The following is a 15382-nucleotide window of genomic DNA, read 5'->3' as shown; positions in this document are numbered from 1 at the left end:
CTCACCCCTTCTTATTGGTCCAAAACTGAGCGTTTTTGCTCAAGTCGAGTAAGTTCCAGATCGCTTCGACCACCTCGTCAGGACAATCCGTGTGGATCGTGGTATGTCCGGCATTTTGGAGTATTCGATGCTCCCCGCGCGGAACTGAATTTGCTAATTTTGTATAGACCGACTTTTTAATATTATTGAAGGGATCAATAGTCTCACGCAGGAATGATTCACTCATGATCGGAGTCATGAAGGGGTCGATCCCGAGCGCTGTAACCACCATCATCGGGATATCAGGTATGTCTCCTCCTTCACGGACTTCCTTATAGAGCTCGCTGTTCAAATTCTTCCTTTCCGTAAACGTTTTCATTAATGTTCTGAGATGATATTCAATCAGCGGTTCGCGTATAGAATCTGGCCATTCTGCAAACATCTGATCGAATAAACCACGAAAGATCCGCTTGTAAGTTAATAATGTCCGAATGAAGGCAATGCCTTGCTGAAGTAGGTAGCGTTTCTTTATTGTATGGCCAAGAAAGTCCTCGTGAGCTGGTTCTAACAGAAGCATGCCGGCCACCTCATCTGGAAAACGTTGGGCGTACCGACGTGAGTATACTCCACCCAACGAATGGCCGACGAACAGATAGGGAGCTGGTATTCCTGCGGCTTGCAACAGACTACGCAATTCATCCGTGACCTCGTGAGCACTTCGAGGCAGCTTAACCTGATCGCTCCAACCCGTTCCCGCTCGATCATAGATCACTGATGTTGTACGCTGACTAATTTTTTTGTGGATATTTAGGTAATCAAGTCCGACCATACCAGCTGCCGGTATAAATACTACTGCCGGACTTCCAGTCCCGGAACAGTCGAGTACCAAGTTTCGTCCTTCCACGTTGTAGAACCTTCCAATTGGACATCCACCGCCAAAGGACTTATCACCATGGCGTTTGTTTGTAGAAACTTTCATCCCTGTATCGAGACCTCCTATTTTTCCTCATGCTCCGGTATCGATGTTGTCCCTTTCTCATTGAATATGACGATCATACTTGCTATTTATAAAAGACTTTCTTGAGTTCATTAAGATAACCATCAAGTTCTGCAACAATATTGTCATAATCCAATTCAGTGATTTCCGAGTTTCTAATACGCTCCAGGATTTGATTTGTAAAACCAATATTCGCCCAAAAAATAAGCTGTTTGCATCTTTCAACGTCCAGCCCTTCTCTGAATTTAGATTCATCAACAATATCAAACATTGATGCATGGCATAATGATTGTTTCTCGTTTTCTCTTTTTTCCAACTCCTTATTGATTTCATCAGACTTAGTAATGGCCGTAATTTTAATAAACTCGAAAATCCAAGGATGTTTTTGCAGTAACTCAATCTGTAGAAGATAGGATTGCTGCAGTCTTAAAAAAATATCTTTTTCGTTAAAGTTCATTAAATCGAGATATTCTTTATCAATCATCTCTGTGCAGTAATCATAAAGGAATAGAAAAAGGTCCTTTTTGTTATTTACATAGTGGAACATTAACCCCTTTGAAATCCCGGACTCTTTTGCAATGACATTGGTCGAGGCATCGTCAAATCCCTTCGTGGCAAATTCCTTTAATGCTGCATTTAAAATAGCATCCCTTCTTTTGGGTTCCAGATTCGAGATTTTAGAAAGCATGATAACCACCTATTTATATTTATATTTACCTGTTAGGTCAGTATTTATTATAAGATCATTTACCTATAAGGTCAATACTTGAATACGAATTCATTATGAAAGCCCTCCGGATCCAATTACCTGGATTCAGAGGGCTTTCATAATGTCTGAAAAATCAAGAAACGTATGGGGCTGCTATAGCTCTTGTCCCGCAGCATCGACATAGCGGAATTGCGCTTGAATGCTTCCGTTGCGGGTCCACACATCCTCGGCGGCCTTCCGGAAAGCTCCGGCTCCACTTGCTTCCTCCCACTGACGAAGCTTGTCGCGAGTCGTGGTGACCGAGATTGGAAAGCCCCCGTTTTCCAAAGATTCGATGCCGGAAATGATATCGTAACGGACTTCGCTTCCCACCACGGAGATTTGAACCGTGACCATAGCGTTCAATACCCCACTTCAACCGAGGCAATCACGATATAGGCCAGATCGTTCCGGTCGGCCTTGTCGGCCAGCACGATCCCGCTCGACGTGAGCATGCCGCCGGCTACGACGTCGAACGTGACTTGGCCGTACGGCAGCTCCGCCCGAACCGCCTCGAGATCGAGCCGGTCCGCATCGGCCGGCACAGCCAGACGCACGTTCACCTTCATTCGGTTCAGATCGCCCTCAGGCAACACGGAACGGATCCCGGGCATCGAGTTATGGTGGATCGCATTCTGCACCGCACGAACGGACGCCTTCGTCACGTTCTGCCCGTGCAGGTCGATGCCCATGCCGATTTCTATAAACATTACCTTGTCCAACTTGATCGCTCCTTCTGCCTCATTCCGGTCTGGATAGAAGCATTGTATCACGAAGCGGCCTCCGGGCACTAGCGAAGGAGCCGAGCGCGGCTGCTAGCGCGAGCACGAGTGCGGCTGCGGCCAGCCACGGATTGTACCCGGCATCGGAGGAATACTCGATGAGCACTCCGCCGGCCCCTGCACCCAGTGCCAGCCCTACATGAGTGAACGACATATTCAAGCTTAGAACGAGGTTCGCCGATTCAGGAGCCTTTTGCACGAAATACGTATTCAGTGCGGGGGCGCTCGCGAACATCGAAGTCACCCACACCATGAGCAGCAGCAATCCGACCCAGAGCGAGCCCGCGGCTAACGGCAAGAGCGCGAAAGAAACGATACCGGCCGCCAGCGACCCGGTCAACATGTTGACGGTACCCCAACGGTCTACACCATACCCGCCGAATCGCGAGCCGAGCACCCCGAACAGGCCGAACCCGACCATGACGAGACTGATCTGGGAGGCATTCATTCGAAAAACGGCTTCCAAGTACGGATTGATGAACGTGAACTGCACGGAATTGCCGGTACTCCACAATAAAGACATCAGCAGCCCGAAAACGACAACCGGATTCGTCATCACTCGGAATTGCCCGGCCGCCGAGCTGGGCGCATCGCCTTCGATCGAAGGCAGGATCCGTGCGATGCCGATCAGGATGGCCAGGGCGACAAGAGCAAGCAGCAGGAAGATGACGTGCCAATCATAGCGGTTCGCGATGGAGATTCCGATCGGCACCCCGAGCACGAACGCCAGGCTGAAGCCTAGCGCCAGCAGACTCATCGCGCGTCCGATCGATTCGGCGGGCACGAGCTTGGTGACCGCGCTCATCGCAGCGACGAGGAAGACGCCGCCGCTCAGGCCGAGCAGGACCCGCGAGACCATCAACACGGAGATATTCGGGCTGAGAAAGGAAATCAAACTTCCCGCAATAAAGAAAGCGAGCGCCGCAATCAGCACCCTTTTCCGATCCATCCGGGAAGTCAGTGCGGTCAAAATCGGCGTCCCGATGGCGAACGCGAGCGAGTACGCGGTAATCAGCTGTCCGGCAAGCGCGACCGAAATATTCAGATCCGCCGCGACGGTATTCAGGATGCCGGCTACCACCAGTTCGGCTACGGCGGTTAAGAAGCCCCCTAGGGCAAGCATATAGATTTGAAATGGTTTGTACATGGTGCATCTCCCTTTCCAACGTCAACTCGCTCCGGAGAGCGTAGCCCGCATGGCTAGCACATGCGTCGGCCGTTGATTGACATTATAAGGGGGTTGCTTACATAATGTAAGGAGGCAATGTAAATGGACATAGTCACGATATTTGGATCAACTAATTATTAGTAAGTAATAGCAGGAGGGATTACGATGGAGAACGAGAACTTGCAGGAAGGGAATGCTGAAGCGAAGGTCGTAGTGAAGGCCGAAGGAAAGGCGTCGAACGATCATCATATTTGCCATGTCCTTACGATTCTGGGCGCGAAATGGGCGTTCCTGGTCATCGCTGAGCTGCAGGAAGGGCCGAAGCGGTTCAAGCAGCTGCAGCGCGACGCCGCCTTGATCAAGACGCAATCGCTGACCGACACGCTCCGGCATCTGGAGAAGAACGGCATCGTCAATCGCCGGGTTATTCCGACCGTGCCGGTCTCGGTGGAATATTCGCTAACGGAGAAGGGGCAAGACTTCAAGGCTGCCCTGATGGAGATGACCAAGTGGGCAGCCCGGTGGAACGACTTCCCGGAGCCTGAGGCGGCCTCCTTATAAAATGGGGTAGTCGATGACGACGACATTGTCCAGCAGCCCTTCCAGCAAGCTTACGAAATGCTGATGAACCGGATGCGGCCCGTAGGTGCGAAGCGATTCCCGGTCTTCGAACGTAACGCGCAGTCCTAACGTGTACCCGTGGATATTGTCCGTTTCTTCGGTTACGTTCACACCGGCCGTCACTTCCACGATTCCGGGAATACGGCCCTTGAACGACCTCAGCGTGTCCAGCAGCTCCTGCTCCTTCACAGCCGGCAGCGGGTCTTTGAACTTGAACGAGACTAGATGCTCGTATCTAGGCATAGGTGCACACTCCTATTATTTGGTTTGAGCGCCGCAAGGTTCATATACGTGCCATGAGGCTGCACACATAATCGTCTAGCCGCGCCCGCAGGAGCGAATCGGTCAAGCCGGTCACGCCGAACGGAGCCCAGCCCGGATACACCTGCGGCTCGCCGTACAGGATATTGACCAAGGCGTCGATATCCCAATAAGGGTCGTATTGGAACGACGGTCCCGCAAAGTGCTCGTAAGCTCGCAAGTAGGCGTCGGCCGTCTCGACGCCGAACAGCTCGACCAGGTTGACGCGGCAGTGGCCGACGTCGACTCCGGCCGGACCGATACATGCGCTGGGCCAATCGACGACGCCGCTGACACGGCCGTCTGTCCACAGCACATTGCCCGGGTGGTAATCCCGGTGCAGGAACCGCTCCGGAGGCTGGGGCCTCGTCCCGGCGGCATACCGCATTGCGGCGTCCCATACGTCCGGGCAGCGCGACCATGTTTGCCGGCCGATCGTGGCCGGATCTTGGTATGTATAGTAAGTCCACGGGAAGCCGTCCGTGGGCGTGCGGTGGATTCGGGCCGACATCTCCGCCAGACCGTGCACCCACGCCTCCATGTCCGCCGGCAGCAGCCATACGGAGCCGGGCTGCCGGGACATGAGCAGCGCCGGCATGCCGCACTCTGCTCCGGTCGGATCGAACGCGAGCAGCTGAGGTGCGGGCAACCCCGCTCGGTTCGCCCAGCGGAGGCTGTCGGCTTCATGATGAGGGACGTCAGGCTCCTCTTCCAGCCACTTCGCATTGTCGTATTGGCGGACCACCACTTCTTGCACGGTCCCGTTCAGCCGGAGCTTCACCGCATGGAGCGTCGACGAGGTACTGCCCTGCAGCCGCTCGGCGGAGTGGATCGCCGCATCCGGGCTCACGGACTGGCGAATCCAATTGTGAACCCGCTCCGGAAGCTCCGGCACTCGCTCCTCCTTCATCGCCCCCGTCATGCCGACTCCTCTCGACCGCCCGCCCAGCTCAGCAGCAAAGGCCGGTCTTCCTCGAAGCTGAGCGGCAGCTGCCGAAGCTCTTCCTGCGACTTCCACGCAATCTCGTAGATCAACCCGTCCGGATCTTGAATCGTCGGTCTCCCGCCCGTGATCTCGACGAGATAATACGTGACGCTGAACTCCGTATCGATACTGGCATAGCTCCCCCGCTTCTCATGCACCGGCCGCACAACCCGCACCTCGTAGCCCGTCTCCTCCAGCACTTCCCGCACGCAGCACATCTCCAGCGTCTCCCCGGGCTCCATCCCGCCGGACGGGACGGACCACCGCTTCTCCTCCTCCGGCTTGCCCTGCAGCACCATCAATAGAAGCCCGTCCTTGACACAAACGCCTGCCGCACCCTGCCATTTTGCCAATATGCTCCACTCCTCTATCGCTTCGATTCTCTCTCATTTTCCAGTTTAGTACAAAAGCAAGGAAAAAGCACCCGCTTCAGCGCGGATGCCCGGTTGTCCTCCTCTATGCTTTAAGCATGCTGCACGATGCGATAATCCGGCCTTGCCCGTTCGAAATACGGATTTTCCCCGCACACCATGAGCCCCATGCCCCAGTCAAAATGCACTTGCTCCGTCGGGAAGTCGTCCGCGCTGCGATACTGGAACAGCACATTGCGCCGAGTCCGTTCGCTGCGGTTCGCCGGTGAGCCATGAACGGTCAAATAGTTGAAGAACAGCACATCTCCCGCTTCGGCCGGACAAGCAATCCCTGAGGAAACCGGATATTGCTTCGCATCCAGATAATGCTTGCCGACATGCGGCATCGCCCCTTGCCGGTGCGACCCTGGGATGACGTGAAGACAGCCGTTGTCGACATCGGCATCGTCCAGATGGACGCTGGCCGCCAGCATCGTGTGCTTCTCGTGAGGGAAATACGGGTAATCCTGGTGCATCGGGAAGGCGGCTCCGTTTTCCGGCGGCTTGACCAGCATTTTGGAATGATGGAGCTGCACGTTCGGGCCGATCAATTGAGCCAACACGGAGGTCATGTTGGCATGCACGATGGCGCGCAAGAAAGACGCATCGTGGTAATGTACGTCGTGGAAGCCCTTCAGCACGAGCTTCTTCAGCTGCTCCGGAGGCAAATAATCGCCCTGCCAGGCGTGATTGTGGTCCTTGTTGGCGGCCGCCGCGCGAAGGATGATCCGCTCGACAGCTTCGCGCATCTCTTTGACCTCTTCGGAGTTGAAAACCCCCTTCACTAACAAATACCCTTGCTCCTTGTAGAAATCTGCATCTTGTGCTCTAATCATGTTAAGACCTCCCCTGCGAAGGAATGGATTGAATAGCTTCATTATGCGGTTAATCGGCTTGTCCGTCTTTGGCGGATCGTGCCATACTTTTGTCTTTTCGCGCCATATCGCCAAGAAAGGAGTGTTCCCGCGTATGTACCGCTGGAAAGAAAGTGAGCGTCGGCTGGGCCAGTTCGCCCTGCTGCCCCGGACTCCCGGCGCCTCATTCATCGTGCACTACTGGGGGGTGCAAGAGAACCACCGTTCTAACGCCCCGCATAAACATTCCTTCTTCGAGGCTTGCTACGTCCTGGAGGGCGAAGGGACGTACTCGGAAGGCGAGGCCCGATATGCGATCCGTACGGGTACGATGTTTATTTCCCGGCCGGGTATCGTACACCAGATCGTCAATGAGCCCGGCACACAGCTGCTCTACGTCGCATACGATCTGGACGAGGCGTTGAGCGGCGAAGGGGCCCGGGCCGCGATGCAGGCTCTGGCGGAATCGGGCGCCGTCTGCGTACCGGCGGCGGATCGGACGCCGGCCGCGCAGCTGTGGCGCTCGCTCATGCTGCCGGACGACGGCCCGGCGTTGTCCGAGTCCGCGCTGCCGGAGCTGGCCGGCGCGCTGCTCTTCGCCTTCGCCGGGCAGTTCGGCGAAGGCGCACCGGTTGCGGAGACGGGCACGGCGGCGCGTCGCCCGTCCGCCTACGCGCAGCTGCTGAAGCAAGCGAAGCTGTATGTGGCGGACAACGTCGACGACGACGAGCTGTCGCTCGCCAAGGTGGCCGCTTACCTGAACGTCTCGCCGCGGCACTTGTCTCGGCTGTTCGCCTCCGGCATCCGCGAGTCGTTCACCGGCTATGTCCGCGGGCAGCGGATCCGCCAGGCGGTCGAGCTGCTGACGCGCACCGACATGTCAATCAAGGCCATCGCCGAGGCGACCGGCTTCGGCTCCGTGCACTACTTTACCCGGACGTTCCGGGAGCTGATGAACGATTCCCCCGCACATTATCGGGACCGGTGCCGGAACGTATCGCTTCATTCAATAAAATGATTGAAACAATCATGATAATGATTTATTATTTCATTATTGGTTCTTTTCTCGAGGAGGTTATCTGGCATGAGCTTGACCTATAGTGAAATCAAACAGCAATATACGGCGCTTCGGCAAACCTACGACTACTTGCTGGAGCGGAAGGCATCGTTCCTCGCCTTCGTCCGCTCGCACTCGCTTAAGAGCATCACCGTAATCGGCTGCGGCTCCGGCTATTGCCTGAGCCGTTCCGCCGCATTCTCGCTCGGCCTCCGGTCCGGTGTCCCGGCCGTCTCGCTTGCCGGCGGCGACCTGATGCTGAACGGTGCACGCTATGCATCGCTGCTACAGGATACCCTGCTCGTCGCCCCGTCCCGTTCCGGCAGCACGAGCGAGATTGTCGAAGCCGTTAAGCGCGTTCAGGCGCAGCGCCGGGTACCGGTGCTGTCCATCGCCTGCGTCCCGGAATCGCCGCTGTCGAAGGTGGCGGACTACTCCCTGGAGCTGCCTTGGGCGTTCGACTCCAGCGTCTGCCAGACGCGCACCGTGTCGAACCTGTATGCCGCGAACTTGATCTTGTCGGCCTTCCTGAACGGCGACGACGCCCTGCTCGCCGATATCGATGCCGCGATCGCCCAAGGGGAAGCTTACATGGCGCGCGTGGAGAGCGACATCCGCCGTGTCTCGAGCTTCGCCTGGACCCAAGTCGTCGTGCTGGCGGACGGCGAGCTCCACGGCCTCGCTACGGAAGGCGCGATCGCCGTCACGGAGATCGCGAACGCTCAGGCTCACGCCCATCACTTGCTCGATGTACGTCACGGCCCAATGGTGACGATCAAGTCCGACACGCTCGTAGTGGCGGCCCTGACCAACACGGATGCGGACTATCAGCGCAAGCTGATGCAGGACATCAAGAAGCGCGGAGCGACGATCATCGCCTACACCGACCAGGACGAGAGCGGCTATGCGCAAGAAGTCGATCTGCTCGTGACGAGCGGCCGCAAGCTCGATACGGCGGTGCACGGCATTCCGTTTATATTCATCCCTCAGATCGTCGCCCTCGGGTGCGCGGAGCGGCTCGGCATCAACCCCGATTCGCCGGACGGCCTCGACGCTTGGGTTAAGCTGTAAGTAAAAGGACAGAAAAGGGCTGCATGTAGATTTTCGTCTACTTGCAGCCCCTTTTTAGTATGAAGACCCTCGGCTTCCCGCTCCAACTATTCCTCGATTTGCAGCTCCGGCATACCCGCGACCAGGTTCGACCGGAACGACTCCCAGACGGGCATGACCCGTTCCGCATCCGCTTTGCTTAGCTGAGAGAACGGTACGATTTGATAATGCCGGTAGTTCACGTACTTGTTATAAGTCGGCATAAAAGTCGGGCTAGTCATCTCAATCGTAACCGTCCCGCCCTTAATCGTCTTCACCACCTCGATCTGACCGATCCCCCCGATCAGCTCCGGCATCATATCCTGCGCCGACAAGAAGTTGCCAAGCGAGTACATGACGAACGTCCGCTTCCCGTCGGGCCGGGTCAGCCATGCGAACGGCTGGAGCACATGCGGGTGACTGCCGATGACGATATCGGCCCCCCACGCAGCCAGCTTCTCGGCCAGCGTGCGCTGGGTGTCGTTCGGGTTCGCCTGATCCTCGATCCCCCAATGCATAGAGACGACGACGACGTCCCCCAATTCGCGTGCGCGCTCGATGTCGGCCTGAATCCGCGGCTCATCGATGAGATTCACGAGATAGGGCTTATCCGCCGGTACCGGGATCCCGTTCGTTCCATACGTGTACGACAGGAAAGCGAACGAGATGTCGTGCGTCTTCAGCACCCGGATCCGATCGCGATCCTCCTTCGACGCGAACGCGCCGGTGTACGGCATGCCGAGCTGATTCCAGTAAGCGATCGCGCTCACAATGCCCTTCTCGCGCATATCCATCGCATGGTTGTTCGCCATCGTGACGAGATCGATCCCAGAATCGAGCAGGGCGTCGCCGATCTCGTGCGGGCTGTTGAATAGCGGATACGAGGAGAGGCCGAGCTCCGTCCCGCCGGTGATGCTTTCCTGATTGGCCACGACCAGGTCGGACTGCCTGAGTCGATCCCGGACGAGTGCGAACATCGGCTTGAAGTCGTAGCCGCCCTGCTCGGTCATGGCGTCCTGATACACCGTGTTGTGCAGCAGCACGTCCCCGATCGCAGCGAGTGTCGCCCTTGTGACGACGGGAGTCGGTGTTGGAGCAGGTGTCGGTGTCGGCGTAGGATGCGGTGTATCTGTAGGCGTCACGGTCGGCCCGCTCCCTGCTGACGGTAAGGGAGACGGCTGACCTGCAGGTCCTGCTGCAGGATTCCACTGACACCCCGTCAGCGCGAGCATCGCCACCATGAAGAGGAGAAGACGCCTCACGCATATGTTTCGAGTCATAAATCCAAACCTCGCAATCGATGCCATATCTGTCATTAGTTCTTTCTATTACTATGCCCGCTCAGCACTATTCGCGATGCTGTCCCGTGTTCCTGCTTTTTTCGACGAACTTTTTCATCCAACTCCCCCTGGTCTTGCAAAAGAACCCGCATCCTAGTATACTGATCCCAATTCGTTTGAAGGAGTCGAGCCGTCATGAGTGCCTTTACCGTCACGTTCGTACAACTTCATCATCACAAGAAGCGTTAGCACTTCCTGAACTCTTTTCAGGGCGGGCTAGCGCATTTCGCGTTCGGCCTCCCTGCGGCATAGGAAACGCGCAGGACTTAGGAGGTCCGGCGCGTTTCTTTTTTATTCTATGTCGAGTCGAAAGGATGAGGGATCATGTCAACCATAAGCAAGCTGCAAAATGTGAAAGGCACATTCGATTACTTCGGACAGGAGCAGGCGCTACGGCGCCGGGTGCAAAAGGAGCTGGAGACGCTCTTCGAGCTGTACGACTTCGACTCGATGGAGACGCCGATGCTGAACGAGCTTGAGCTGCTTGCGTCGAAGTACGCCGGAGGGGAAGAAATTCTAAAGGAAATGTATCAGCTGAGCGATCAGGGACAGCGCCGGCTGGGGCTGCGCTACGACTTGACCGTTCCGTTCGCGAAGGTAATGGCGCTCTACCCGGGACTGGAGCTGCCGTTCAAGCGCTATGAGATCGGCAAAGTGTTCCGCGACGGCCCCGTCAAGCGCGGACGGCTCCGGGAGTTCCTCCAATGCGACGCGGATGTCGTCGGCATCGCCGGCCCGGAGGCGGAAGCGGAGCTGATGCAGCTCGCGGTCGACGCTTTTCGGAAGCTGAATATTCCGATCGTGATCCGCTGGAACAACCGCCGGTTTATCGGCGAATTGCTGGGCCGGCTCGGCGTCCGGCAGGAAGCGGACATCGTGTCGGTGCTGCTGACGCTCGACAAGCTGGCCAAGATCGGCCTGGCCGGTGTCCGCGACGAGCTGCGTGAGAAAGGGCTCCAGGCGGACACCCTCGAGCGGCTGGAGCAGCTCGTTCTGCTGCAAGCGCCGTCTCTGGAGGAGCTCGCCGAACGCTACGGGCTGCAGGACAGTCCCGGAACCGCTGAAGCCAGAGCTCTGCAGGAGCTGCTGAACGCCGCTTCCCTTGCCGACGTCTGCCGGTTCGATCCGTTCCTCTCCCGGGGCCTCACGTTCTATACGGGCACGGTCTACGAGATTTTCGACGCAACCGGCGCCTTCGCGTCCAGCCTGGGCAGCGGCGGACGGTATGATGCCATCATCGGCCAGCTGATCGGCCGCGAGGACCTTCCGTTCCCCGCCGTAGGATTGTCCTTCGGCATGGAGTCGATCATGGCTCTGTTGAAAGAACGCCAGATGCCCGAGCCCGCGGTGCCCATCTTGATCGTTCCCATCGGAGACACGTTGCCGAAGGTCTTAGCAGCGGCCGCAGCGCTCCGGCGAAGCGGCTTGCGGGTCCGACTCGAGACACGGGGCCGCAAGCTGCGCAAGCTGCTGCCTTCGGCCGCGGCGCAAGGCATCCGTTATGTGATGCTGATCGGGGAGACGGAGACGGAGAGCAACCAAGTGCGGCTCAAGGATATGCGGCAAGCGACCGAAGACGTCCTCACATTGGAGAAGGCGGTCGAGAAGTTGACGGCGATGCGGTCAGACTGATTGCGTTGGTTGTTGAAAAGAGGACTTCCTTTCCTGACGTGGAATTCATTTAGGAAACAGGAATCCGCGAATTGGAAAGGTGGGGAACCGGATGAGCCGTATACGGGTAATGACCTATAATGTGCATGCCGGGGTGGGCTTGGACGACAAGTATGAGCTGGAGCGAATCGAGGAGGTCATACGCGATGCAGGGCCGGATGTCTTGGGCTTGCAGGAAGTGGACGTCCACTGGGGACCGCGCAGCAGCCATGAGAACATGATCGGCCGGCTCGCCGAGGCGCTTGGGATGCACGCCTTCTACGCGCCGATCTATGAGCTCCCCCCGGTGAAGACGGCTGCCCCTCCGCGACAATTCGGCGTTGCCTTGCTAAGCCGGCATCCGATCGTACAAGCCGACAATATGCCGATGACCCGCTTGTCTTCGCAGGACGCTTCGCCAACTCCAGCTCCGATGCCGGGCTTGGCCCGGGTTACGGTCGGAATCGCCGATACGCCGGTCACCGTCTACGTGGCGCACTTGGATTATCAGCTCGACCCCGCGGTACGAAGGACGCAAGTAGCGGAGCTGTTGAACGATTTCGAGTCCCGCGCGGACTCACCGACACTGCTCTTGGGCGACTTCAACGCCCGGCCCGATGCGCCTGAGCTCGCTCCCTTGTTCGCCGCGTTGGCGGATACGTGGCCGGTCCGAGGCGCCGAGCCCGGATTTACGTACCCGTCCGATTTCCCCGACCGCAAAATCGATTACATTCTGGCAAGCTCCCGCTTTCGCGTGCTAACCTCGACCACGATTCGGTCGTTCGCTTCGGATCACATGCCGCTCGTCGCCGAGTTGGAGCTCGTGTAGCGGCAATTAAACCATGATCACTCAGCCCCGGGCACCATGCATAAAGTTCATAATGGCTTCGAACCGGATGCGATCCGAGCAATCGTCGCAGACGATCGGAGCCTGTTTGTTTTCCTTCAACGCTTGGAACGACTCGCTCCCTGCATAGATGCGGTACGGCTGCTTGCAGCATTTGAAGACGGCATCATAGTAAAAAAAGTCGGCCACCTCCTAACCCCGCTGCACATGAAAAAGCGCACAAGCGCCTATTCCGGCAACTCGCGCGCTCCATCCGGTTTCCCGCCGAATCTGTTACTCTCTCTACTGCAATCCAAACAAGCGACCGGACGCGAGCAGCCACACACAAATCACGTTCACCGCGAACAACAGCGGAATGCCGACGGTGAACGAGGCGTGCAGCGTCTTGTGCCGCCAGACGCGCATGCCGAGCCATACCCCGGCCGCGCCTCCGATCAGCGCGAGCAGGAAGATGCGCTTCTCCGGAATACGGCGGTCTTTGCGTTTGGCATACTGCTTGTCCACGCCCATGACGCAGAAGGTAGCGAAGTTCATAAGAAGCATATAAGCGATCAAAAATTTCATAAGCTAAGCGCACTCCTCGGATGACTAGACCAAGCCATAAGGTTCTAGTCCATCCTCGCATAACGCTATCGGTCCGTCAACCCTTACTCGCGTGAGCTATCTCGGGCTCATAATCGCGAACTTCTCGCGCGAAATATGGCCGACGAGCGGCTCTCCGCGCAGCAGACGCAACAGATCGTCGATGACGTGCTCCCCAAGCCGGCAGCGCCAATAGCTGGACAGCGCGCCGATGTGCGGGGCGCAGATCGCATTCGGCAGCTGCAGGAGCGGGTGATCCATCGGCAGCGGCTCCGTGTCGTACACGTCTAGCGCGGCGAACAGCCGGCCCGTCCGCAGCTCCTCGACGAGCGCCGCCTCCTGCACGATCGGCCCGCGCGCGGTGTTGACGAGCAGCGCCCCGTCCCGCATGAGCCGCAGCTGCTCGCGGCCGATCATGCCGCGGGTCTGCTCGGTCAGCGTGTTGTGCAGCGACACGATGGCGCTGCGGCGGAGCAGGTCGTCGAGCCCGCACAGCTCGACCCCAAGCTCGGCGGCTTCGGCCTCGGGACAGTTGCGCGAGTACAGCAGCACGTGTACGTCGAACGGACGCAGCAGGCGGATCAGCTCCCGCGAGATCTCCCCGTAGCCGATCAGCCCCACCGTCTGGCCGTACAGGCCGAGCACCGACGACGTCGTGCTGTCGCGCCAAATTCCGTTCCGCAGCTCCTGGGTGTAGCCGCCCAAGTTCCAGGCGCCGGCCAGCATAAGCGTCAGCACGAGTTCCGCCGTTGACCGTCCCAGCGCATGGTTCGCATTGGCGACGACGATCTCCGGCTCCCGCTCGAAGACGGCCGGGTCGACGATCGGGACGATCGTGCCGGCCGCATGGCCGATGTAACGCAGCCGGTCCGCACGGGCGATCACCGCCGGCGTGAATTTGGGCGATCCCCACGTAGTCAGGCAGGCGTCGTAACCCGGGATCCATTCCGCCAGATCCGCCTCCGTGAACGGCTGGCCTTCCGGCACCCAGTCGACGGCCGACACGGCCTCCAGCTTCCGAATCGCCTCCGCCCGGAAGAGCCTCGTCTTGAAATCCGGGTTCGAAACCGCAATCAGCGTTCTCACCGGATCCCCTCCTCTTGCCGCAGGATGTCCTTGATGTAGGTTATAAACGCCGGCAAAGACACCTCAGGCTCCTCCAATTCAGGATGCCACTTTTTCTCATACTCAAGCGACAACCAGCCCGGAAAGCCGTTCTCCTTCAACAGACGAACGATGGCAGGGATCGGCACCAGGCCGTCTCCGATCAAGCAAAGCTTAAAGCCGCCGTCCGGTTCGATCCGATAGTCTTTGATATGCACATGATGAATATAAGGCGCCAGCTCGCGGAACGTCACTTCCGGCGATTCGCCCTTTTCCATCGGATTGACGATATCCCACAAGAGGCCTACGGCCGAGCTATGCGTCTCAGCCAAAACCGCCTCGATCAGCGGGTAAGTCACGAAGTCGCCGTGCAGCTCCAAAAGCACCTTGACGCCTCGGCTCTCCGCATAGCGGCCCAGCTCGGTCAAGCCGGCGGCCACACTCGCCACGGTTTGCCCCTGCCCGATCTCAGGCGGTATTTTGTCCCCGAATACGCGGATGTACGGCGTCCCCAGCTTGACCGCGAGGTCGATCGTGTCCTTGCCTTCCCGGATTGCCCCCTCATAACGTTCCGGCACATGGAAGAGGCATGACGTATCGAGGCAGACGATATGCAGGTTGCGGCGGGCTAGATCGGCGATCGTAGCGTCCAGCCGGTCCGGCTGGAACGGCTCCGCCTTCGGCAAATACATCTCCCCTTGAATACCCCTCAGCTCAATTCCGTCGTACCCCAACCGGTTCGCCTCGTCCAAGATGCGGGTCCAGCTCCAGTCCGGGCAAGCCAGCGTTTGAAAAGCAATGCGAAAGCTCATGCGTTCATCCTCCTCGGCCTTTTTCCGTTCTTCATGGTCAAGGGTACCAGCTCCGGA

19 protein-coding genes are annotated in these 15382 nt (G+C 57.9%); 5 read left to right on the top strand and 14 right to left on the bottom strand.

Features of this window, described 5'->3' with window-relative positions:
- Position 1 precedes the first annotated feature (1 nt).
- From ACI5FR_RS13730 to ACI5FR_RS13710, 5 genes are all read right to left on the bottom strand, one after another.
- Positions 2-958, bottom strand: a complete 957-nt coding sequence (locus tag ACI5FR_RS13730; protein ID WP_405455090.1) for an alpha/beta fold hydrolase — start codon at positions 956-958, stop codon at positions 2-4.
- A gap of 82 nt (positions 959-1040) precedes the next feature.
- Positions 1041-1664, bottom strand: a complete 624-nt coding sequence (locus ACI5FR_RS13725; RefSeq protein ID WP_405455089.1) for a TetR/AcrR family transcriptional regulator — start codon at positions 1662-1664, stop codon at positions 1041-1043.
- 174 nt (positions 1665-1838) lie between these two features.
- Positions 1839-2081 (bottom strand): hypothetical protein, encoded by a 243-nt coding sequence (locus tag ACI5FR_RS13720; protein ID WP_405455088.1) that lies wholly within the window; start codon positions 2079-2081, stop codon positions 1839-1841.
- Positions 2082-2086: 5 nt separating this feature from the next.
- Positions 2087-2446, bottom strand: a complete 360-nt coding sequence (locus ACI5FR_RS13715; protein ID WP_405455087.1) for a Lin0512 family protein — start codon at positions 2444-2446, stop codon at positions 2087-2089.
- Between the two features lie 19 nt (positions 2447-2465).
- Positions 2466-3653, bottom strand: a complete 1188-nt coding sequence (locus ACI5FR_RS13710) for an MFS transporter (protein WP_405455086.1) — start codon at positions 3651-3653, stop codon at positions 2466-2468.
- A 186-nt stretch (positions 3654-3839) separates the two neighbouring features.
- On the opposite strand from ACI5FR_RS13710, the gene ACI5FR_RS13705 reads away from it, so the two are divergent.
- Positions 3840-4235 (top strand): winged helix-turn-helix transcriptional regulator, encoded by a 396-nt coding sequence (locus ACI5FR_RS13705; RefSeq protein WP_405455085.1) that lies wholly within the window; start codon positions 3840-3842, stop codon positions 4233-4235.
- Here the strand turns inward: ACI5FR_RS13705 and ACI5FR_RS13700 are convergent.
- The 4 genes from ACI5FR_RS13700 to ACI5FR_RS13685 all read right to left on the bottom strand — a co-directional run bounded on the left by ACI5FR_RS13700 (position 4230) and on the right by ACI5FR_RS13685 (position 6826).
- Positions 4230-4538, bottom strand: coding sequence for a Dabb family protein (locus ACI5FR_RS13700; protein ID WP_405455084.1), 309 nt, complete (start codon positions 4536-4538; stop codon positions 4230-4232). The two genes, ACI5FR_RS13705 and ACI5FR_RS13700, sit on opposite strands and share 6 nt — an antisense overlap.
- A 40-nt stretch (positions 4539-4578) precedes the next feature.
- Complete coding sequence (locus tag ACI5FR_RS13695) at positions 4579-5517, bottom strand: phosphotransferase family protein (protein WP_405455083.1); 939 nt, start codon at positions 5515-5517, stop codon at positions 4579-4581.
- On the bottom strand, positions 5514-5933 hold the full coding sequence (locus tag ACI5FR_RS13690; protein ID WP_405455082.1) for an NUDIX domain-containing protein: 420 nt from the start codon (positions 5931-5933) through the stop codon (positions 5514-5516). Before ACI5FR_RS13690 ends, ACI5FR_RS13695 begins: the two co-directional genes overlap by 4 nt.
- 110 nt (positions 5934-6043) lie before the next feature.
- Positions 6044-6826 (bottom strand): phytanoyl-CoA dioxygenase family protein, encoded by a 783-nt coding sequence (locus ACI5FR_RS13685; RefSeq protein ID WP_405455081.1) that lies wholly within the window; start codon positions 6824-6826, stop codon positions 6044-6046.
- Positions 6827-6959: 133 nt separating this feature from the next.
- Here ACI5FR_RS13685 and ACI5FR_RS13680 point away from each other — a divergent pair, with 133 nt between their 5' ends.
- Together ACI5FR_RS13680 and ACI5FR_RS13675 are read left to right on the top strand one after the other, a co-directional pair.
- Positions 6960-7862 carry an AraC family transcriptional regulator gene (locus ACI5FR_RS13680; RefSeq protein WP_405455080.1) on the top strand — a complete coding sequence of 301 codons (903 nt, stop codon included), beginning with the start codon at positions 6960-6962 and terminating at the stop codon, positions 7860-7862.
- Positions 7863-7928: 66 nt separating this feature from the next.
- Positions 7929-8972 (top strand): SIS domain-containing protein, encoded by a 1044-nt coding sequence (locus ACI5FR_RS13675; protein WP_405455079.1) that lies wholly within the window; start codon positions 7929-7931, stop codon positions 8970-8972.
- Between the two features lie 86 nt (positions 8973-9058).
- Here the strand turns inward: ACI5FR_RS13675 and ACI5FR_RS13670 are convergent, their stop codons facing one another.
- Positions 9059-10270 carry a CapA family protein gene (locus ACI5FR_RS13670; protein WP_405455078.1) on the bottom strand — a complete coding sequence of 404 codons (1212 nt, stop codon included), beginning with the start codon at positions 10268-10270 and terminating at the stop codon, positions 9059-9061.
- A gap of 384 nt (positions 10271-10654) precedes the next feature.
- Here ACI5FR_RS13670 and ACI5FR_RS13665 point away from each other — a divergent pair, with 384 nt between their 5' ends.
- A complete protein-coding gene (locus tag ACI5FR_RS13665) occupies positions 10655-11962 on the top strand; it encodes a histidine--tRNA ligase (protein ID WP_405455077.1) in 1308 nt (435 codons plus the stop codon).
- A 91-nt stretch (positions 11963-12053) separates the two neighbouring features.
- On the top strand, positions 12054-12809 hold the full coding sequence (locus tag ACI5FR_RS13660) for an endonuclease/exonuclease/phosphatase family protein (RefSeq protein ID WP_405455076.1): 756 nt from the start codon (positions 12054-12056) through the stop codon (positions 12807-12809).
- A gap of 21 nt (positions 12810-12830) precedes the next feature.
- Here the strand turns inward: ACI5FR_RS13660 and ACI5FR_RS13655 are convergent, their stop codons facing one another.
- The 4 genes from ACI5FR_RS13655 to ACI5FR_RS13640 form a co-directional block, all read right to left on the bottom strand.
- Positions 12831-13016, bottom strand: a complete 186-nt coding sequence (locus ACI5FR_RS13655; protein WP_405455075.1) for a DUF2197 domain-containing protein — start codon at positions 13014-13016, stop codon at positions 12831-12833.
- A 93-nt stretch (positions 13017-13109) separates the two neighbouring features.
- A complete protein-coding gene (locus ACI5FR_RS13650; RefSeq protein WP_405455074.1) occupies positions 13110-13391 on the bottom strand; it encodes a DUF1294 domain-containing protein in 282 nt (93 codons plus the stop codon).
- Positions 13392-13487: 96 nt separating this feature from the next.
- A complete protein-coding gene (locus tag ACI5FR_RS13645; protein WP_405455073.1) occupies positions 13488-14495 on the bottom strand; it encodes a hydroxyacid dehydrogenase in 1008 nt (335 codons plus the stop codon).
- Positions 14492-15325, bottom strand: coding sequence for a sugar phosphate isomerase/epimerase family protein (locus ACI5FR_RS13640; protein WP_405455072.1), 834 nt, complete (start codon positions 15323-15325; stop codon positions 14492-14494). The genes ACI5FR_RS13645 and ACI5FR_RS13640 overlap by 4 nt, the downstream gene beginning before the upstream one ends.
- Positions 15326-15382 lie beyond the last annotated feature (57 nt).

Origin of the sequence: Paenibacillus sp. HJGM_3, assembly GCF_045062745.1 — a bacterium.
Classification (GTDB): Bacteria; Bacillota; Bacilli; order Paenibacillales; family NBRC-103111; genus Paenibacillus_AA.
This window is presented reverse-complemented; position numbering and strand designations above follow the sequence as displayed.

What these genes read in the sequence shown, in the direction of transcription:
- ACI5FR_RS13730 (WP_405455090.1), bottom strand. Translation starts at nt 958, where the DNA reads ATGAAAGTTTCTACAAACAAACGCCATGGTGATAAGTCCTTTGGCGGT.
- ACI5FR_RS13685 (WP_405455081.1), bottom strand. Translation starts at nt 6,826, where the DNA reads ATGATTAGAGCACAAGATGCAGATTTCTACAAGGAGCAAGGGTATTTG.
- ACI5FR_RS13700 (WP_405455084.1), bottom strand. Translation starts at nt 4,538, where the DNA reads ATGCCTAGATACGAGCATCTAGTCTCGTTCAAGTTCAAAGACCCGCTG.
- ACI5FR_RS13725 (WP_405455089.1), bottom strand. Translation starts at nt 1,664, where the DNA reads ATGCTTTCTAAAATCTCGAATCTGGAACCCAAAAGAAGGGATGCTATT.
- ACI5FR_RS13640 (WP_405455072.1), bottom strand. Translation starts at nt 15,325, where the DNA reads ATGAGCTTTCGCATTGCTTTTCAAACGCTGGCTTGCCCGGACTGGAGC.
- ACI5FR_RS13695 (WP_405455083.1), bottom strand. Translation starts at nt 5,517, where the DNA reads ATGACGGGGGCGATGAAGGAGGAGCGAGTGCCGGAGCTTCCGGAGCGG.
- ACI5FR_RS13670 (WP_405455078.1), bottom strand. Translation starts at nt 10,270, where the DNA reads ATGACTCGAAACATATGCGTGAGGCGTCTTCTCCTCTTCATGGTGGCG.
- ACI5FR_RS13680 (WP_405455080.1), top strand. Translation starts at nt 6,960, where the DNA reads ATGTACCGCTGGAAAGAAAGTGAGCGTCGGCTGGGCCAGTTCGCCCTG.
- ACI5FR_RS13710 (WP_405455086.1), bottom strand. Translation starts at nt 3,653, where the DNA reads ATGTACAAACCATTTCAAATCTATATGCTTGCCCTAGGGGGCTTCTTA.
- ACI5FR_RS13665 (WP_405455077.1), top strand. Translation starts at nt 10,655, where the DNA reads ATGTCAACCATAAGCAAGCTGCAAAATGTGAAAGGCACATTCGATTAC.
- ACI5FR_RS13720 (WP_405455088.1), bottom strand. Translation starts at nt 2,081, where the DNA reads ATGGTCACGGTTCAAATCTCCGTGGTGGGAAGCGAAGTCCGTTACGAT.
- ACI5FR_RS13650 (WP_405455074.1), bottom strand. Translation starts at nt 13,391, where the DNA reads ATGAAATTTTTGATCGCTTATATGCTTCTTATGAACTTCGCTACCTTC.
- ACI5FR_RS13675 (WP_405455079.1), top strand. Translation starts at nt 7,929, where the DNA reads ATGAGCTTGACCTATAGTGAAATCAAACAGCAATATACGGCGCTTCGG.
- ACI5FR_RS13705 (WP_405455085.1), top strand. Translation starts at nt 3,840, where the DNA reads ATGGAGAACGAGAACTTGCAGGAAGGGAATGCTGAAGCGAAGGTCGTA.
- ACI5FR_RS13660 (WP_405455076.1), top strand. Translation starts at nt 12,054, where the DNA reads ATGAGCCGTATACGGGTAATGACCTATAATGTGCATGCCGGGGTGGGC.